Below are 16,336 nucleotides of genomic sequence, written 5' to 3'. Positions count from 1 at the left end.
AATCAAAAAATAAATGAACGACAGAAAAAGACCGGCTAATCATCAGCCGGTCTTTTTTGAGTATTGTGTTTACTTTGTGGCACCATTTACTGCTTCAATAACCTGCGCAGTTGTTTGCATATTTAAAACTTGTTGAGCTAGCTTCTCCATATCAGATTTTTTCAAATTCCTGATTTGTGAGCGAGCTTTTAAAATTGAAGTTGCACTCATAGAAAATTCATCAAGTCCAAGACCTAAAAGAACCGGAATGGCCGTTTCATCTCCTGCCATTTCGCCACACATCCCTGTCCATTTTCCTTCTGCATGTGCTGCATCAATAACCATTTTTACTAATCGTAAAATGGATGGGCTATAGGGCTGATACAGATATGAAACACGTTGGTTCATGCGGTCGGCAGCCATCGTATATTGAATCAAATCATTAGTTCCAATACTAAAGAAGTCTACTTCTTTTGCAAATTGATCAGCTAAGATAGCAGTTGAAGGAATTTCAACCATTATTCCAAGTTCAATTTCATCGGAAACTTTTTGACCTTCAGCAAGAAGCTTTTGCTTTTCTTCTTCAAGAATCGTTTTTGCCGCACGGAATTCATCCAGTGTTGCAATCATCGGGAACATGATTTTTAAATTCCCAAAGGTACTTGCCCGTAACAAGGCTCTCAACTGGGTGCGGAATATATCCTGCTCTTCTAAGCATAATCGAATTGCCCGGAAGCCTAAGAATGGATTCATTTCCTTTGGTAAGTCCAAATATGGCAGTTCTTTATCCCCGCCAATATCTAAGGTACGAACTACAACAGGTTTTCCTTTTAATCCTTCTAAAACGGCTTTATAGGACTCAAACTGTTCTTCCTCAGTTGGAAGCTGGTCTCTTCCCATATATAGGAACTCGGTCCTGTAAAGACCAACACCTTCCCCGCCATTTTCAATTACTCCCTTTAAATCCTTGGGAGTACCAATATTGGCGACCAATTCTACATGATGATCATCATTCGTTACCGTTGGTTCGTTAACAAGCTTGGCCCATTCAGCTTTTTGTACCTCATACTCATCATGAACTTTACGGTATTGTTCAACAAGCTCTGGAGTAGGATTTATATGTACTTCACCTTTTAAACCGTCAACAATAACTAGATCCCCATTATTGATTTCCTCAGTAGCCGTTTTTGTTCCAACTACTGCTGGAATTTCCATAGAGCGAGCCATAATTGCTGAATGTGAGGTACGTCCACCAATATTTGTTGTAAATCCTAAGACATATTGTCTGTTTAATTGTGCTGTATCTGAAGGTGTTAAGTCCTCTGAAACAATGATAACTTCCTCAGCAATCATGCTTGGATTAACCAGTTGAACACTTAATAAATGGGCTAATACACGCTTCGTTACATCACGAATATCTGCTGCACGTTCTTTCATATATTCATTATCCATTTGTTCGAACATCATAATGAACATATCTGCCGTTTCCTTTAAAGCAGATTCAGCATTCACTTTATCAGACTGAATTTTTTCTTCAATAGGTGTATTTAATTCAGGATCACTTAGGACAAGTAAATGTGCTTCAAAAATTGCAGCTTTATCCGCACCCAAGTCAACTTTGGCACGGTCACGAATTGCTTCGAGTTCTGCTTTAGATTTTTCCATTGCCCGTCGAAAACGGTCAACCTCTGCAGCAGCATCGTCAATTGTTTTTTGTTCAAAAGATAAATCTGGTTCAACAAGACGGTAAGCTTTCGCAATTGCGATACCGTTTGATGCTGCGATCCCATGTAAAAAAGTCATTATTCAGCCAATCCTTCTTTTTTCAATGTCTCTTCAAGGCTATTTAAAGCATCGTTTGCATCGTTTCCTTCTGCTGAAATCGTAATATCTGCACCTTGGCCAACACCTAGAGACATAACACCCATAATTGATTTTAAATTAACTTTTTTACCTTTATATTCTAAATGAATCTCAGAATCAAATCGGCTAGCCGTTTGTACTAATAAAGTTGCTGGTCTTGCATGTATCCCTGTTTCTGCGATTACCTTAAATTGCTTTTCTGACATGATCATCAAACTCCTTTAATATATATAAAAATATAAACTTGCTTCATTAAAAATAAACATTTCTCATCATTTAGTCAACTAAATCTTTAATTGGCTAAAGAGTTAAATTCAAATCTTTTTCGCTTATTTTTTCCAAAAGGAAAACAAATATGTTATGAATTTACACCCTCATGATAATGTTTTTTGTTTATTCAATTGATAGAATAGCACTTTCCACTTTATCAAACAACTGAAAAATCAATTTTATATCATTTGTCACAATTCTGTCAAAAACATTCATAAACTATCATATCCCCCCCAAGAAAAACATTAAAATCTGTCACTTTCGACAGCTTTTGATTATTTCAACAATTCTAATGGAAAGATCTTGGAAAAAATTGCGATTAGCTTCTAGGTTCTTTTAGATAATGATACAAAACATCCCCGCCCCTCTGACCAATTCCGCGGAAATACTTAAAATCATTCCTTTTTACCAGGACCTGACGAAATTCCATGAAATCGTCATTTGTTACATAATACTCTGAAATTTCACCTGTCATTAGTCGATCCAAGATTTCAGTGATCATTTCTTCCTTCATTCTGTCGCACCACCTTTACCTGTTTATATTAACGTATATGACTTTTATTAAGCCAATTTTCGAAACTTACGATAACTTTTGAAAGCGTTACCGATTCTTTTATGGCCTATTTTCTCATATAATTAAAATGTTTATAAAGAATTAACATAATTGTCAAATAAAAGCCTTTACGAAATGAATAAAGTAGTGCAAACTGTTATTTAACTGGATTTTATTATAGTTTTTGAGGTAAAGGAGAGAGACTAAAATGAGAAAAGCAGAAGTAGGAAATATCATAGAATTCCGCGGTGGTCTAAAGGGGATTGTTGAAAAGGTAAATGAAAATTCTGTCATAGTCGACCTAACATTTATGGACAATTATCGTGATTTAGAATTGGATCAACGAACAGTTGTTAATCACAAAAACTATAAGGTTGTAAAAGAAAGCGCTTATTAATTAATAGAATTATAGAAAAGGCAGTCTAACCATGGCTGCCTTTTTTTTTAAACCGTTATTCGCCTTTTCCAGCTTCCTTTGATAACTGCTTTAAACTTTTGACTTTCCCATGAGGATTTTGATCTTGTTTCCTAACTGTCCATTCTCGTTCTTGTTCACTCTTTGATTTGCTCATCCCTTTCACTCCCTTCTTTATTATTTTTTTCTTTTCTTGGTGTTCTAACCTATAAAAATGGGGAAAGGGGTGATGTAATGATTTCCATTTGAAAAACTAATTTGATAAAATAAATTTTATTGTTTCGAAAAGGAGATCGCGATAATGAAAAAATTCTTCCTAGACCCTCGCATACTTATTGGTTTTATTATTGCTCACGTTCTTTTATTTTTTTCATTTCATGATAGAGCGATCTTTTGGTATATATTTTCAGGATCAGTTCTGGTACTCATCGCATACTCAACCTTTCAAGACGAGGTGGATGATGAAGTATCATTTATTCAATTTATCCTAATAGGATCAATATCCGGTTTCTTATTATATTTTGTCTTTCGGGCTGGTATATGGGGAATGGAAATACTTCAGCTGCCAATTGGTACAAGCATTAAAAATCTCTATTATTGGTATGCCCCATCCTTATTTTGGCAGTACCTTGCGCTTGTTTTAGTTGCGGCACCTGGCGAAGAACTTTTCTGGCGTGGATTTATCCAAAAAAGACTCTCGAAATACTTAAATCCGGTTGTAAGTATTTTGTCTGCATCAATTCTGTACGCTTCCGTCCATATTTATTCGGGCTCATTTTTATTAGTTCTTGCTGCCTTTATTTCTGGTTTTGTGTGGGGATATCTTTATTTTTTAAAAAAGAGTATGCCTTTGGTTATTGTTTCTCATATCATTTTTGACCTTTTGATTTTTATTATTTTGCCTTTTAATTAGAAAAGCAGTGTGTCTGGTGGACACCTGCTTTTCTATTTTCTTATACATGGTGTAAATGGTTTCATCCATAGTAAAATAAAAAAAATCATGCAGATGTAACCAAACAATGGATACAAATAGGATAGCAACGTACCGTAATTCACAAGACTAATCAGGTAGGAAACAATAAAAATAAGCGTAACCGACACCATTGTCGGAATGGGCAAATATTGCTTCAATTGTCGGTCCAGTCCAAAGACATTTCCAATCACAGAAGTAAAAATCTCTCCATAAATAACGAGAACAAAAATCCAATAAAAAAAAGGGGCTAAGTTTTTCATAACAATTGCCATTGGAATATTATACTGTTCCAAATTAGGAAGCATGATTAAAGTGAAATGACCAGCAATCAATATCACGGTTAAAGCAGCACCCCCAAGAATCCCTCCCCATTTGATCGTCCAATCATCCTTTACCTCTGTTGCAATCGGTACTAAAACGGCTTGTGATAGCCCCAGATTCAATGCCACATATGAAAATGGTGCTATCACACTTTTCCAGCCATCGTTGGAATGAGGAACAAATAATAATTGATTGAGAAAGTTGGGCATTTGAATGGAATAGAACATTAAAATTATGCTGAATGTGATCATTACCGGAACAACAAACGTGTTGACAGCAAAAAGACCTTTTGTTCCAACTAGCATGACTAAAAAGGATAAAAAAATTGTCAGGAAAACACCGACTGCTTTGGGCAGATTTAACTGTTCCTCAAAAATTGCCCCAGCCCCTGAAAGCATCACTGCACTAACACCAAGAAGCATAAATAGCATAAAGACGTTAATGACACGACCAGGCCATTTGCCAAACAAGTACTCATTAAACTCTTGATAAGATTTTGCATCTATAAGTGCAGCCATTCTCATTAATTTTGAACCCAATGAAATAAAGAGATATCCGCTCATCAATATACTTATTAAGCCAAAGAAACCAAACCGCGAAAAAAATTCAACGATTTCTTTTCCCGTGGCGAATCCAGCGCCTACTACAGTGCCTACATAGACCGCCGCAATCTGAAATGCTTGAGTCCAATCCCTTTTCACATCATCTCCTCCTTAACATCAATATATGATGATAAGGACAAACAAAGACGAGCTTTTTTCCTGAAATAGCAAGCATTACCAAAAACAAATTTCTTGAAAGTCAAAAAAGGTCAGAGTATACTATCGTCATAAGGTCAAATATAGTCAAAGTCAAAGTGAAAATATGAATCTTTACAAGGAGGTAATTTGCTTATGCTTTGTCAAAAATGTAATGAGAACCATGCAAACATTCAATTAAATATGATTATTAACGGACAACGTAAGGAAATCAAACTCTGTCACGAATGCTATACAAAAGAAAAGCAAACTTTAGGTGCAGGTTTTGGTCCAAAGATGAATTCTTATCCAAGCTTCCCATTTGAAAATCTGTTCATGAATAACGCTTCTCATGATAAGGATGATAGCATTCATCCTCCACAACAAACGGGAAGAAAAACCGGAAAAGGTGGCTTTATTGAGCAATTCGGACGTAATTTAACCCAAATGGCAAAAGCGGGGTTGATAGATCCTGTCATCGGCCGCGATGGAGAAGTAATGCGTGTCATTGAAATACTAAACAGACGAAATAAGAATAATCCGGTATTAATTGGTGAACCAGGGGTCGGGAAGACTGCAATTGCTGAAGGTCTTGCCCAGAAAATTTCTGAAGGAGATGTCCCAGGTAAGTTACGGGGGAAAGAGGTATATTTGCTTGACGTCGCTTCTCTTGTTGCCAATACAGGAATCCGTGGCCAATTTGAGGAAAGAATGAAGCAAATCATTTCCGAATTACAGGAGCGGAAAAATATTATCCTTTTCATCGATGAGATTCATCTGCTAGTAGGTGCTGGCTCTGCTGAAGGCTCTATGGATGCCGGCAACATTTTAAAGCCTGCCCTTGCTCGTGGAGAACTTCAGGTGGTTGGTGCAACCACATTAAAAGAATATCGCCAAATCGAAAAAGATTCTGCTCTGGAACGGCGCTTCCAACCAGTTCATGTACTTGAACCGACTGCCGAAGCTGCGATTGATATATTAAAAGGGATACAAAAGAAGTATGAGGATTATCATGAAGTCGTCTATTCTGATGAAGCAATCCTTTCCTGTGTTCAATTGTCTCAGCGCTATATTCAAGACCGCTTTTTACCTGACAAAGCCATCGATTTGCTTGATGAAGCTGGCTCGAAATTAAACCTAGTTTCGGATTATAAGAGCAATGAACAAATTGAAATACGTCTAAAAGAGATTGCTGCTGAGAAGGAAGAAGCACTTAAAAATGAGCAGTATGAAAAGGCAGCATCCCTTCGCGATGAAGAAACAAACCTTGAAAAGTCTTTACATTTAATATCAAGCTCTGAAAGACCCATCGTTGATGTAGGGCTTATACAAGAAATCATCGAACAAAAAACAGGGATACCTGTTGGAAAGCTGCAACAAGATGAGCAGCTAAAAATGAAGGCATTAGAAGTAAATCTTAACCAAAAGGTTATTGGCCAGGAAAAGGCTGTAAATAAAGTTGCTAAAGCGATTAGACGTAGTCGAGCCGGCTTAAAATCAAAGCATCGCCCAATTGGTTCCTTTTTATTTGTTGGACCAACCGGCGTCGGAAAAACAGAGTTGACCAAAACCCTTGCTGAGGAATTATTTGGATCTAAGGATTCGATGATCCGCCTTGATATGAGCGAATACATGGAAAAACACAGCGTCTCCAAATTAATCGGCTCACCTCCTGGCTATGTAGGTCATGAAGAGGCTGGACAGCTAACCGAAAAAGTGAGGAGAAATCCATATAGCATTATTTTATTAGATGAAATTGAAAAGGCACATCCAGATGTCCAGCATCTGTTCCTGCAAATTCTTGAAGATGGCCGACTCACAGACAGTCAAGGAAGAATTGTCAGCTTTAAGGATACTGTTATCATTATGACAAGCAATGCTGGTGTGGGCCACAAGACAGTTCATGTTGGATTTGGTACAACAGAGGCGATCGAAGAAGCAAGTATACTTGACTCGTTAGGCGGCTTCTTTAAGCCAGAATTCTTAAATCGTTTCGATAGTATCATTGAATTCAATTCACTCGGTAAAGAGCATATCCTCTATATTGTCGATTTAATGATTAGTGAATTACAAGTAACACTTACTGAGCAAAAGATTGAATTAACCATTACAACAGAAGCAAAAGAAAAGCTAGCTATGCTTGGGTACCACCCCGCATTTGGGGCACGCCCGCTCCGCCGCGTAATCCAAGAAGAACTTGAAGATAAAATTGCTGATTTTATCTTAGAGGAACCAGATACTAAAAAATTATCTGCCGTTGTTGAAGAAAATCAGCTCAAAGTAGTTTCTAAAGTAACTTCTCTTAAATAGGTCAAAAGCGAAGCCATTTCTTGAACGGCTTCGCTTTTTTCATTTAACTATAGATTTTTATCATCCACAGATTTTAACCAATCATCAATTACACCCACAACTGACTCTACACAACCAACTTCAAAAGGAGAGATTAGATTTGCTGCCTCGACTAACTTTGTGAATGACATACTCCCGCCTAGCTTACAAAGCTTCACATAATCTGCCCAAGCTTCATCTTGATTCTCTCTTGAACGCTTCCAGAATTGGAAAGCACAAATTTGGGCGAGCGTATAATCAATATAATAAAATGGCGAATTATAGATATGCCCTTGGCGCTGCCAGAAGCCGCCATTCTCTAGGTATTCATTTCCGTCATAATCTTTATGCGGCAAATATTTTTTCTCAATCTCACGCCACTGGAGCTTACGCTCTTTTGGAGTAGCTTCTGGGTTTTCATAGACCCAATGTTGAAATTCATCAACCGAAACCCCATATGGCAAGAATAATAGGGCATCACTTAAATGTGAAAACTTGTATTTATCGGTGTCTTCCTTAAAGAACAAGTCCATCCATGGCCATGTGAAAAATTCCATACTCATCGAATGAATTTCACATGCTTCATAGGTTGGCCATGCGTATTCGGGAATCTCAAAATGACGGCTTGAATACACTTGGAAAGCATGACCTGCCTCATGTGTCAGGACATCAATATCCCCGGACGTTCCGTTAAAATTAGAAAAAATGAAAGGTGCTTTATAATTTTCTATAAACGTACAGTAGCCTCCGCCGGCTTTACCCTTCTTGGCAACAAGATCCATCAAATGATTATCTTGCATATAGCGAAAAAATGCCCCCGTATCTTCTGAAAGATCTTCATACATTTTTTGCCCATTTTCTATGATCCATTCCGGAGTACCTTTTGGAGTGGCATTACCAGTTTGAAAATTAAAGCTTTCATCATAGTACTTTAATTTATCCAGTCCGATTCTTTCTTGTTGACGTACTTTTAATTTTGTCGCAATCGGAACAATGAAATCCTGCACTTGACTGCGGAAATTGGCGACCATCTCAGCATTATAATCTGTTCTCATCATTCTGTAATAACCAAGTTCAACAAAGTTATTAAATCCAAGTGATTCGGCAATTTCTGTCCTTACTTTCACCAGATCATCATAAATTCGATCAAACTCTGCTTCATGTTCAACCATAAAACCAAATTTCGCTTCATTGGCTCGTTTTCTCATTTTTCTGTCAGTCGACTGCGCGAATGGTTCTAATTGTGCTAATGTTCTCTCTTCCCCTTCAAATTCTATCTTTGCCGAAGCCATTAGCTTCGTATATTCCGTTGATAGGCGATTTTCCTTCTGAAGTAAGGGCACAATTTCAGGTTTAAATGTTTTAAGTTGTCCTTCAGCTAGGGCAAATAGCTGCTTTCCCCATTTCTCTTCTAATTCAGGACGGAACTTAGAATTTACAAGCACTTGATAATACTTAGTTACTAACCCTTCAACTTCAGGCTGGATTTCATCCATAAAATCCTGTTCATCCTTATAAAACTCATCATTTGTATCAATAGAATGACGAATATAACAAAGGTTGAACATAGTACCTAGATCATTTCTTAGCTTATTAATCTCATTCATTACCCTGCTTTGTTCTTCAACCGATTCAGCATTTTTTAGGCTCTCAAGTGCCAAATGAAATTTTTCAGTTACTTCATCTAAATCCGGTCGTGTGTATGTATAGTTCTCAAACCCCATTGAACCATCCCCTTTTTGTACTTTGCTAATATTTCCAATCTATTTTATTATATACTATCCACTAACATTCCTAACAACAAAAAAAATACGACCCAATGGCCGTATTAGAACTTTCCAGCAGGCAACCCTAGTTTTTTCAACAGGTCAATTGCTTCCAGTTTTTCAGTTTCAGTCAGTGATGACATGAGTTTATCAATTTGCTCAGCATGTTCAGGAAAAATATCCTGGATAAACTTTTTCCCATCTTCAGTTATTTGTGCATAAGTGACTCGTCGGTCCTTCGGACAGGCAATTCTTCTTAACATCCCTTTTTGTTCAAGTTTGTCGACCACGTAAGTAATGCTTCCGCTTGCAAGTAATATTTTCCCGCCTATTTGCTGCATTGGCTGATCACCTTTATGGTAAAGGAGCTCCAAAACTGCAAATTCAGTTGGATTTAAACCACTGGCCTGGATTACTTTATTTACATGCTCGTTAATTGCTTTATACGCTCTTGAAAGGACTATAAAAAGCTTTAATGAATTAGCAGTTGAATTATTTTCCATAAAAAACTCATCCTTTTAGGTTTATAAATTAGACTTACTTTGAGGTATCAATATGAATAAAATATCTTGATTTCAAGATTATTATAAAAAAATTTTTAAGAAATGTCAATTCACTCTAAAAAAATCAGGAATATTTCGTATCCAAGAGAAATAGATGCATGATAGGAATTTTTTAATTAGATGGCTTGTTAAAGGTCATTGTTGATTTTAAGACTACGTTGATCGGAGCCGAAATCAACGGCCAAGTTAGACAGAGCCTATAAAATAATTAAAATAAAATATTTCTTATTTTTATGGTTCGGTAGTAAGATATGGTTATAAAAACATTTAGTCTTTTAATAAAGAAGGGATTATTATGAGTTCACAAGCTGTTTTACCTGCAAAGGCTCCAAAGTCTTCTGAATCAACCATGTATAAAATTCTTTTTATTATTGGATTGTGCCATTTATTGAATGATGCAATTCAAGCTGTGGTGCCAGCCATGTTCCCTATTTTAGAAAAATCAATGGGGCTAAGTTTTACCCAGCTTGGTATTATTGCTTTTTCCCTAAATATGGTCTCATCTGTTTTGCAGCCAATGGTCGGCTACATAACTGACAAGAAACCCATGCCTTTCGCACTGCCGATCGGACTGACTTTCACTCTAGTCGGTATTCTTGGATTAGGGTTTGCTTCAAACTTTGGACTAATTGTCTTGTCAGTCCTTTTCATCGGTCTTGGTTCAGCAGTATTTCACCCGGAAGGTTCCCGGGTTGCGTATATGGCTGCAGGAAATCGACGCGGACTGGCACAGTCGATTTATCAGGTCGGTGGAAACACGGGTCAAGCATTGGCTCCACTAATAACTGCACTAATATTGGTTCCATTGGGGCAGATTGGTGCATCCTGGTTTACGATTGTCGCAGCACTAGCAGTGATTTTATTAATTTATATTGCAAATTGGTATAATCACAGGTTGATAGCTTCACCAAATATACTAAAGAAAAAGAGAACTAGCTTGTCTAACAATGTAGCAATAACTAAAGAGGTAAAAAATACCTTAGCATTGATTTTATTATTAATTTTTGCAAGGACTTGGTATTCTTCTGGAATTACCAACTTTTATACCTTTTATGCGATAAAAGAATATGCCCTTACGATTAAGCAATCCCAATTATTCCTGTTCGCTTTTTTAGTTTCCGGTGCCGTCGGTACTTTTTTTGGAGGTCCTCTTTCAGATCGGTTTGGTAAAAAAACAATCATTTCCTTTTCAATGTTAGCAACGATTCCTTTTTCAATTTTAATTCCACAGGTACCACCAACGTTGGCATTTATTTTCTTAATACTTACTGGGTTTATTTTAATGACTAGTTTTTCTGTAACGGTAGTATATGCACAGGAATTAGTCCCGGGGAAAATTGGGACGATGTCTGGGTTAACAGTAGGACTTGCGTTTGGAATGGGTGCAATTGGTTCTGTAGGACTCGGCTATATAGCAGACTGGATTGGATTACAGTCGATGATTACATGGCTCGGTGTACTTCCGATTCTAGGCTTAATTGCGTTTCTCCTTCCAACTGACCAAAAGGTTAAAGAATGGAATCAAAAGTAAAATAGGATGGGCCAGAGGCCCATCCTTTATTTTATGTCTTGGATTTTACGGTATAATTCTTCCTTTTCCTCTTCTGTAAGCATTCTTTCTGCCATTGGGAACAAAACATTTTCCTCTTTGGAGAAATGCTCTGTTAAAATAAAGTAGGCATTTTGAATTAGTTCAGCTGTTTTTTTAGTTTCTTCCGTAGACGCAAGACCACTTTCTGCTTTTCCAAGAAATTCTCCAATATTTGCTTTTGCCTGCTCATGTTCATATTCCATAACAGCTATTGGTCCAGATGTCGTCCCGATATATACACCCATCATAGGAAAAAGAACGCCTTCTTCTCTTCCTGAATGAGGGTCCAATGCTGCTTTAAATTCTTTTACTTTTGTAATTAATGCAGCAAAGTTAGTTTCTACATCTATTTCTTGATCAATTTTTTGTGTTAGGTCATACAATCCTTCTAATTGTCCTAATAACGGAGGATGTTCACTTTTTAATTGCTTAAGTCCTTTACTTAGTTCAGCTTGGGGCATTCCACCAAGAGCACTCATACAGCCACTCATCAACAATCACCTCTATCTCATTCTATTGCTTCAAGTATAAAATCAACCATAAATTTATGTAGTGACTTAGCTCACAATTACGATTAGGTTATGAATTTTTGTCAGTTTCATGAAAACTCGTTAATTTTTTTAAAATTTTAACATTTATCACACAAAAAAAGTTTAAATGTTTCATATAATAGAGATAGAACATAAAAGGGAGGGAAAAAAATATGAAAACCCCAAATTATCACGACTTTTATCAAAAGGCATTAATACCCATTGGTGTAAATGACCTAATTTCCTTACAGGAATCCGCAGCATACTACCCTAACTCACCTTCGACACATTGGCTTATTGCCGTAGAAGGGGTACAACTCCCACAGTCAAAAATATACTATCATTGGAAAGTAAGTATATATCCTGCCGATAGTGAAGGTGATTTCAATTGGAAAAAACCATATTATTGCTCACCGAGTATGGAGTTAATGGATCATGCGAACTCATTTGCATCTTCGCTTGTCACAGCCAGCAAAAACGATAAACTTTCCTCAGCTACCATACTAGAGAAAATAAGCTAACCCCCTAAAAACTTACCTTCTGCTTCACCTTCTTTTTACGTTCACTTGTGAAATAACCCACATATAGTATTATTAAAATATCTACATAAATTAAGGAGCTGTTTGCATAAAACGCAAACAGCTCCTTTTTTATTTCCAATTTACGCTAAGCGGAATACAATCCCATGTCCGCCTTTTGGATATTCCCATTTAATGTTCTGGTATGGGCAGCCGATCCGGCAGCTTCCACATTCATGGCATCCTTCGTAGCCTACCTGCATCCGTGTTCCTTCCCACTTATAAACCTCAGCAGGGCAAAATACTGTACAAATTTTATCGGGACATTTTGTCATGCATACATCATGATCCAGTACGGTCAAATGAGACTTTGTATCACACTTAAAACGGAGGAGATACTGTTTTTCCTCGATATTCTTCGTTGACATTATTTCACCGCCTTCCAAGCACGATAGATATCTTGCAATACTCTAATTGTTCCTCTTTCCGCAGTTACACTCTTCATTATTTGTTTTTGTTTTTCACGCTTAGGAGTCCCATCAACTGTAAAGAATTTGCTCATCGCTTTATTCATCATTGGAACATAGTCATTAAAGTATTGTGGGTATTTCTCAAACGTATGTGCAGCATCCTTGTACTTCTCTAAATCCTTCATTATGAAACTACTATTAAGCGCATCACGGTAGCTATTTAAGCTTGATTCACTGAAGTCCCCACTTTTATGTGCCTGAACTACGGCTTCAGCAGCCATCTTTCCTGATGACATCGCCATGTTCGAACCTTCCCGATGAATGGCATTTACTAGCTGTGCTGCATCACCGACGACAATAACTCCATTACCAGCTACTTTCGGTACCGAACGATAACCACCTTCAGGAATAAGATGAGCAAGATACTCAGCAGATTCCCCACCTGCAAGCATTGGCTTGACCATCGGGTGAGTTTTTAAGTAGTCTAGAAGCTCATATGGCTTGATTTTCGCTTTTATCATGCTCGATAGTGTTGTACCAACTCCGATATTCAAGCTCTCTTTATTCGTGTAAACAAAAGCGGTTCCAAGATTACCCTTTGTTGAATCACCAAAGATTTCAATTGTACAACCCTGGTTATCTTCCAAATTAAAACGGTCATTTATTTTTTCTTTTGGTAAATTAACAACTTCCATTACTGTTAAGGCTACTTCATCTGGACGAAATTCTTTATGAAAGCCTAACTGTTTTGAAAGAAGAGAGTTAACACCGTCGGCAAGCACCACGACATCCGCATATACCTCTCCATTCGGACGATCGGTACGAACCCCGACAACCTTGCCATTTTCAACGATACATTCAGTTACTACCGTTTCATTAATAAGTAATGCCCCAGCGTCTACTGCCTTTTTTGCAAACCATTGGTCAAACTGAGCCCGAAGGACTGTAAAGTTATTATATGGTTCCATACCCCATTCAAGACCTTTATAGCCGAATTGAACGACAGATTCCTTATCCATCATCCAAAAGCGCTGTTCAATGACAGGTCTCTCAAGTGGTGCTTCCTTCCAAAATTCAGGAACTAATTCTTCCATTTGTTTGCGGTACAATACCCCGCCCATTACGTTTTTTGCTCCTGGGTATTCTCCACGTTCAATAAGCAAAACGTTTAGTCCATTTTTGGCACACGTGAGGGCACATGCACTTCCTGCTGGACCTGCCCCAACGACAATCACATCAAATTTTTCATGCATAGCTTATTTCACCACCTTTTTCAGTTCTAAGCTGCTTAAATTCCTCGATAAGTTTTGGGAGAATTTCCATTGCATCTCCTACGATTCCATATGTTGCAACATCAAAAATTGGTGCATTTGGATCTTTGTTTATAGCGATAATTAAATCCGAATTTTTCATGCCGACAACGTGCTGAATTGCACCAGAAAGTGCAATAGCAAAATAAATTTTTGGTGTAACTGTTTCACCAGTTTGGCCAATTTGAAGATGGTGTGGCAGCCAGCCTGCTTCAACCACATCACGAGTACCTCCAACAGTCGCTCCAATCGTTTCCGCAAATTCATATAGGCGCTGGAAGTTTTGCACATCTCCCATTCCTTTTCCTCCACAGACGATAACATGTGCATCAGCTAAATTGGCCTTTTTTGTTACGTCATTCACAATTTGTAACACTTTTGTACGCATATCTTCTTCTTGCAGTGATATTTTTTCTTCAATAATTTTACCTGTTCTTCCTGATACCGGTTCTAGTGCCTTCATTACCTTTGGTCTAACGGTTGCCATTTGCGGGCGATGTTTTTTACATAGGATTGTCGCCATGATATTACCGCCAAAGGCAGGTCTGCTTGCTTCTAGTAATCTATTATCAACATCCACATCAAGCATTGTAGTATCCGCAGTTAATCCTGTGTTTAAATCTGTTGCTACGGCACTAGCTAAATCTTTACCGTTTGGTGTTGCGCCATAAAGGATAATTTCTGGCTTATATTTTTCAGCGAGGAGCATTACGCCCTTCATATATGATTCAGTACGGTAATTTTTCAATACAGGGTGGTCGACCATGTATACGATATCTGCACCATAAAAAATAATTTTATTTGCTAAAGGTTTAACTTCATTGCCTAGTAAAAAGCCCGCTAAAGGAACTTGTAATTTATCCGCTAGTTTCCTTCCAGCACCAAGTAATTCCATAGAAACGCCTTCTACTTTACCATCGTTTTGTTCGATGAATACCCAGACTCCCCGATAATCGTCTAGATTCATGTATATTCCCCCCCATGACAAAAGATAATCGTTATTATTTAGATGATTGGATTGTTAACAGGTCCTTTTTCTCCATCAACAGCGCCATTAGCTGGTTAACCTGTTCATCACTAGTACCCTCTAGTCTTTTCCCGCCTTCTGGACGTGGTGGCGTAAACATTTTTCCAACAATGGTTGGTGAACCTTTTAGTCCTAGTTGTGACCGTTCTACATTTTCAAAGTCACTTACTGCCCAAATAATTGGTTCGTACCTTGCCGCTTTAATCATGTTCGGCATTGGCGAATAGTCGATGTCATTAATTTCTTTTTCAACCGTCAATAAACATGGAAGATTGGATTGAATCAATTCATAGCCATTGGTTAATTTCCGTTTAATGAGAACGGTGTTTTCTTTCTGATTGACTTCAGACACTTCAATTACATTAGTTATTGGCGGGATATCCATTCTTCTTGCAATACCAGGTCCAACTTGTCCCGTATCACCATCAATCGCGTGCTTCCCACAAATAATCATGTCAACTGGGTGTTCCTTATTGATTTTTTCTAAAGCTTTCGAAAGCGCATAACTAGTTGCCAGTGTATCTGCCCCTGCAAAGGCACGGTCAGAAATTAAATATCCTTTATCAGCACCTATTTCCACACTCTTCTTGATAATATCAGTCGCTTGGGGCGGTCCCATTGATAAGACGGAAATGGTACCTCCTGTTTTTTCCCTAATTTTTACGGCCTCCTGAACTGCATGGGCATCGTAAGGGTTCAAGATGGCTGGTGCACTGCGACGGTCGAGTGTGTTGGTTTTAGGATTAATTTTAATAATTTTTGTATCTGGTACTTGTTTGACACATACGACAATATGCATGTAGGACTTTCCCTCCTCGATATGATCTGAGATTATTGAAAGCGTTTGCTTCCTATGGTTTAAAAATGCTTTTATTTACGATATATGAATCGCAACACAAGCATAGTACCAAACATTGTTAGTTTTCTTTTTTTCTTTCTCGATTTAACCTAAAACTAGTGATCATTTAACATTCTTAAAAATCTTATGCAGTAGCTAAGCAGTGGTTTGTAAAAGTTGAAGTTATTACAGTTTGTGGTAAGATATGAAGTTAATCGTGATGTGAATATTAGATAAAGTAGTACTAATATAACTATATGAAATATTAAGATATAAACAATGAT

General features: G+C 37.5%; 17 protein-coding genes. 5 read left to right on the top strand and 12 right to left on the bottom strand.

All coding sequences use genetic code 11. The annotated features are described in order from the left end of the window. Positions 1 to 69: 69 nt before the first annotated feature. The 3 genes from ptsP to CCK98_RS08705 all read right to left on the bottom strand — a co-directional run bounded on the left by ptsP (position 70) and on the right by CCK98_RS08705 (position 2,626). On the bottom strand, positions 70 to 1,782 hold the full coding sequence (gene ptsP / locus CCK98_RS08715; protein ID WP_088086215.1) for a phosphoenolpyruvate--protein phosphotransferase: 1,713 nt from the start codon (positions 1,780 to 1,782) through the stop codon (positions 70 to 72). Continuing rightward, complete coding sequence (locus CCK98_RS08710; RefSeq protein ID WP_088086214.1) at positions 1,782 to 2,048, bottom strand: phosphocarrier protein HPr; 267 nt, start codon at positions 2,046 to 2,048, stop codon at positions 1,782 to 1,784. The genes ptsP and CCK98_RS08710 overlap by 1 nt, the downstream gene beginning before the upstream one ends. A gap of 383 nt (positions 2,049 to 2,431) precedes the next feature. Next, positions 2,432 to 2,626 carry a hypothetical protein gene (locus tag CCK98_RS08705; protein ID WP_088086213.1) on the bottom strand — a complete coding sequence of 65 codons (195 nt, stop codon included), beginning with the start codon at positions 2,624 to 2,626 and terminating at the stop codon, positions 2,432 to 2,434. Between the two features lie 247 nt (positions 2,627 to 2,873). On the opposite strand from CCK98_RS08705, the gene CCK98_RS08700 reads away from it, so the two are divergent. Beyond that, positions 2,874 to 3,062, top strand: coding sequence for a DUF2187 family protein (locus CCK98_RS08700; RefSeq protein WP_066252404.1), 189 nt, complete (start codon positions 2,874 to 2,876; stop codon positions 3,060 to 3,062). Positions 3,063 to 3,117: 55 nt separating this feature from the next. Here CCK98_RS08700 and CCK98_RS36100 read toward each other — a convergent pair whose 3' ends face one another. After that, a complete protein-coding gene (locus CCK98_RS36100; protein WP_246869713.1) occupies positions 3,118 to 3,237 on the bottom strand; it encodes a DUF6254 family protein in 120 nt (39 codons plus the stop codon). A 144-nt stretch (positions 3,238 to 3,381) separates the two neighbouring features. Here CCK98_RS36100 and CCK98_RS08695 point away from each other — a divergent pair, with 144 nt between their 5' ends. Next, on the top strand, positions 3,382 to 3,993 hold the full coding sequence (locus tag CCK98_RS08695; RefSeq protein WP_088086212.1) for a CPBP family intramembrane glutamic endopeptidase: 612 nt from the start codon (positions 3,382 to 3,384) through the stop codon (positions 3,991 to 3,993). A 32-nt stretch (positions 3,994 to 4,025) separates the two neighbouring features. Here the strand turns inward: CCK98_RS08695 and CCK98_RS08690 are convergent, their stop codons facing one another. Continuing rightward, positions 4,026 to 5,075 carry a hypothetical protein gene (locus CCK98_RS08690; RefSeq protein ID WP_088086211.1) on the bottom strand — a complete coding sequence of 350 codons (1,050 nt, stop codon included), beginning with the start codon at positions 5,073 to 5,075 and terminating at the stop codon, positions 4,026 to 4,028. A 192-nt stretch (positions 5,076 to 5,267) separates the two neighbouring features. Here CCK98_RS08690 and CCK98_RS08685 point away from each other — a divergent pair, with 192 nt between their 5' ends. After that, the gene (locus CCK98_RS08685) at positions 5,268 to 7,421 is read left to right on the top strand and encodes an ATP-dependent Clp protease ATP-binding subunit (RefSeq protein WP_088086210.1); all 2,154 of its coding nucleotides are present in this window, start codon (positions 5,268 to 5,270) and stop codon (positions 7,419 to 7,421) included. A 47-nt stretch (positions 7,422 to 7,468) separates the two neighbouring features. Here the strand turns inward: CCK98_RS08685 and CCK98_RS08680 are convergent, their stop codons facing one another. Both CCK98_RS08680 and CCK98_RS08675 read right to left on the bottom strand, forming a co-directional pair. Continuing rightward, positions 7,469 to 9,163, bottom strand: coding sequence for a M3 family oligoendopeptidase (locus tag CCK98_RS08680; RefSeq protein WP_088086209.1), 1,695 nt, complete (start codon positions 9,161 to 9,163; stop codon positions 7,469 to 7,471). Positions 9,164 to 9,267: 104 nt separating this feature from the next. Further along, positions 9,268 to 9,708, bottom strand: a complete 441-nt coding sequence (locus CCK98_RS08675; RefSeq protein WP_088086208.1) for a MarR family winged helix-turn-helix transcriptional regulator — start codon at positions 9,706 to 9,708, stop codon at positions 9,268 to 9,270. A gap of 355 nt (positions 9,709 to 10,063) precedes the next feature. Here CCK98_RS08675 and CCK98_RS08670 point away from each other — a divergent pair, with 355 nt between their 5' ends. Continuing rightward, the gene (locus tag CCK98_RS08670; RefSeq protein ID WP_088086207.1) at positions 10,064 to 11,299 is read left to right on the top strand and encodes an MFS transporter; all 1,236 of its coding nucleotides are present in this window, start codon (positions 10,064 to 10,066) and stop codon (positions 11,297 to 11,299) included. A gap of 26 nt (positions 11,300 to 11,325) precedes the next feature. Here CCK98_RS08670 and CCK98_RS08665 read toward each other — a convergent pair whose 3' ends face one another. Further along, complete coding sequence (locus tag CCK98_RS08665) at positions 11,326 to 11,850, bottom strand: hemerythrin domain-containing protein (protein WP_256942292.1); 525 nt, start codon at positions 11,848 to 11,850, stop codon at positions 11,326 to 11,328. A 212-nt stretch (positions 11,851 to 12,062) separates the two neighbouring features. On the opposite strand from CCK98_RS08665, the gene CCK98_RS08660 reads away from it, so the two are divergent. Beyond that, complete coding sequence (locus CCK98_RS08660; protein WP_088086206.1) at positions 12,063 to 12,410, top strand: hypothetical protein; 348 nt, start codon at positions 12,063 to 12,065, stop codon at positions 12,408 to 12,410. Between the two features lie 140 nt (positions 12,411 to 12,550). Here the strand turns inward: CCK98_RS08660 and CCK98_RS08655 are convergent, their stop codons facing one another. The 4 genes from CCK98_RS08655 to CCK98_RS08640 are packed head-to-tail and all read right to left on the bottom strand — an operon-like array spanning position 12,551 to position 16,013. Continuing rightward, complete coding sequence (locus tag CCK98_RS08655) at positions 12,551 to 12,835, bottom strand: ferredoxin family protein (RefSeq protein ID WP_066252392.1); 285 nt, start codon at positions 12,833 to 12,835, stop codon at positions 12,551 to 12,553. After that, complete coding sequence (locus CCK98_RS08650) at positions 12,835 to 14,130, bottom strand: FAD-dependent oxidoreductase (protein ID WP_088086205.1); 1,296 nt, start codon at positions 14,128 to 14,130, stop codon at positions 12,835 to 12,837. Before CCK98_RS08650 ends, CCK98_RS08655 begins: the two co-directional genes overlap by 1 nt. Continuing rightward, the gene (locus CCK98_RS08645) at positions 14,123 to 15,154 is read right to left on the bottom strand and encodes an electron transfer flavoprotein subunit alpha/FixB family protein (RefSeq protein WP_088086204.1); all 1,032 of its coding nucleotides are present in this window, start codon (positions 15,152 to 15,154) and stop codon (positions 14,123 to 14,125) included. Before CCK98_RS08645 ends, CCK98_RS08650 begins: the two co-directional genes overlap by 8 nt. 34 nt (positions 15,155 to 15,188) lie before the next feature. After that, complete coding sequence (locus CCK98_RS08640; protein ID WP_088086203.1) at positions 15,189 to 16,013, bottom strand: electron transfer flavoprotein subunit beta/FixA family protein; 825 nt, start codon at positions 16,011 to 16,013, stop codon at positions 15,189 to 15,191. Positions 16,014 to 16,336: the final 323 nt, after the last annotated feature.

The organism is Bacillus sp. OV166, from assembly GCF_900177675.1.
Classification (GTDB): Bacteria; Bacillota; Bacilli; order Bacillales; family Cytobacillaceae; genus Neobacillus.
Note: the sequence above shows the minus strand (reverse complement) of the source record. Positions and strands in the feature narration are given on the sequence as shown.

What these genes read in the sequence shown, in the direction of transcription:
- CCK98_RS08675 (WP_088086208.1), bottom strand. Translation starts at nt 9,708, where the DNA reads ATGGAAAATAATTCAACTGCTAATTCATTAAAGCTTTTTATAGTCCTT.
- CCK98_RS08685 (WP_088086210.1), top strand. Translation starts at nt 5,268, where the DNA reads ATGCTTTGTCAAAAATGTAATGAGAACCATGCAAACATTCAATTAAAT.
- CCK98_RS36100 (WP_246869713.1), bottom strand. Translation starts at nt 3,237, where the DNA reads ATGAGCAAATCAAAGAGTGAACAAGAACGAGAATGGACAGTTAGGAAA.
- CCK98_RS08650 (WP_088086205.1), bottom strand. Translation starts at nt 14,130, where the DNA reads ATGCATGAAAAATTTGATGTGATTGTCGTTGGGGCAGGTCCAGCAGGA.
- CCK98_RS08680 (WP_088086209.1), bottom strand. Translation starts at nt 9,163, where the DNA reads ATGGGGTTTGAGAACTATACATACACACGACCGGATTTAGATGAAGTA.
- ptsP (WP_088086215.1), bottom strand. Translation starts at nt 1,782, where the DNA reads ATGACTTTTTTACATGGGATCGCAGCATCAAACGGTATCGCAATTGCG.
- CCK98_RS08655 (WP_066252392.1), bottom strand. Translation starts at nt 12,835, where the DNA reads ATGTCAACGAAGAATATCGAGGAAAAACAGTATCTCCTCCGTTTTAAG.
- CCK98_RS08695 (WP_088086212.1), top strand. Translation starts at nt 3,382, where the DNA reads ATGAAAAAATTCTTCCTAGACCCTCGCATACTTATTGGTTTTATTATT.
- CCK98_RS08665 (WP_256942292.1), bottom strand. Translation starts at nt 11,850, where the DNA reads ATGAGTGGCTGTATGAGTGCTCTTGGTGGAATGCCCCAAGCTGAACTA.
- CCK98_RS08660 (WP_088086206.1), top strand. Translation starts at nt 12,063, where the DNA reads ATGAAAACCCCAAATTATCACGACTTTTATCAAAAGGCATTAATACCC.
- CCK98_RS08645 (WP_088086204.1), bottom strand. Translation starts at nt 15,154, where the DNA reads ATGAATCTAGACGATTATCGGGGAGTCTGGGTATTCATCGAACAAAAC.
- CCK98_RS08670 (WP_088086207.1), top strand. Translation starts at nt 10,064, where the DNA reads ATGAGTTCACAAGCTGTTTTACCTGCAAAGGCTCCAAAGTCTTCTGAA.
- CCK98_RS08710 (WP_088086214.1), bottom strand. Translation starts at nt 2,048, where the DNA reads ATGTCAGAAAAGCAATTTAAGGTAATCGCAGAAACAGGGATACATGCA.
- CCK98_RS08705 (WP_088086213.1), bottom strand. Translation starts at nt 2,626, where the DNA reads ATGAAGGAAGAAATGATCACTGAAATCTTGGATCGACTAATGACAGGT.
- CCK98_RS08640 (WP_088086203.1), bottom strand. Translation starts at nt 16,013, where the DNA reads ATGCATATTGTCGTATGTGTCAAACAAGTACCAGATACAAAAATTATT.
- CCK98_RS08700 (WP_066252404.1), top strand. Translation starts at nt 2,874, where the DNA reads ATGAGAAAAGCAGAAGTAGGAAATATCATAGAATTCCGCGGTGGTCTA.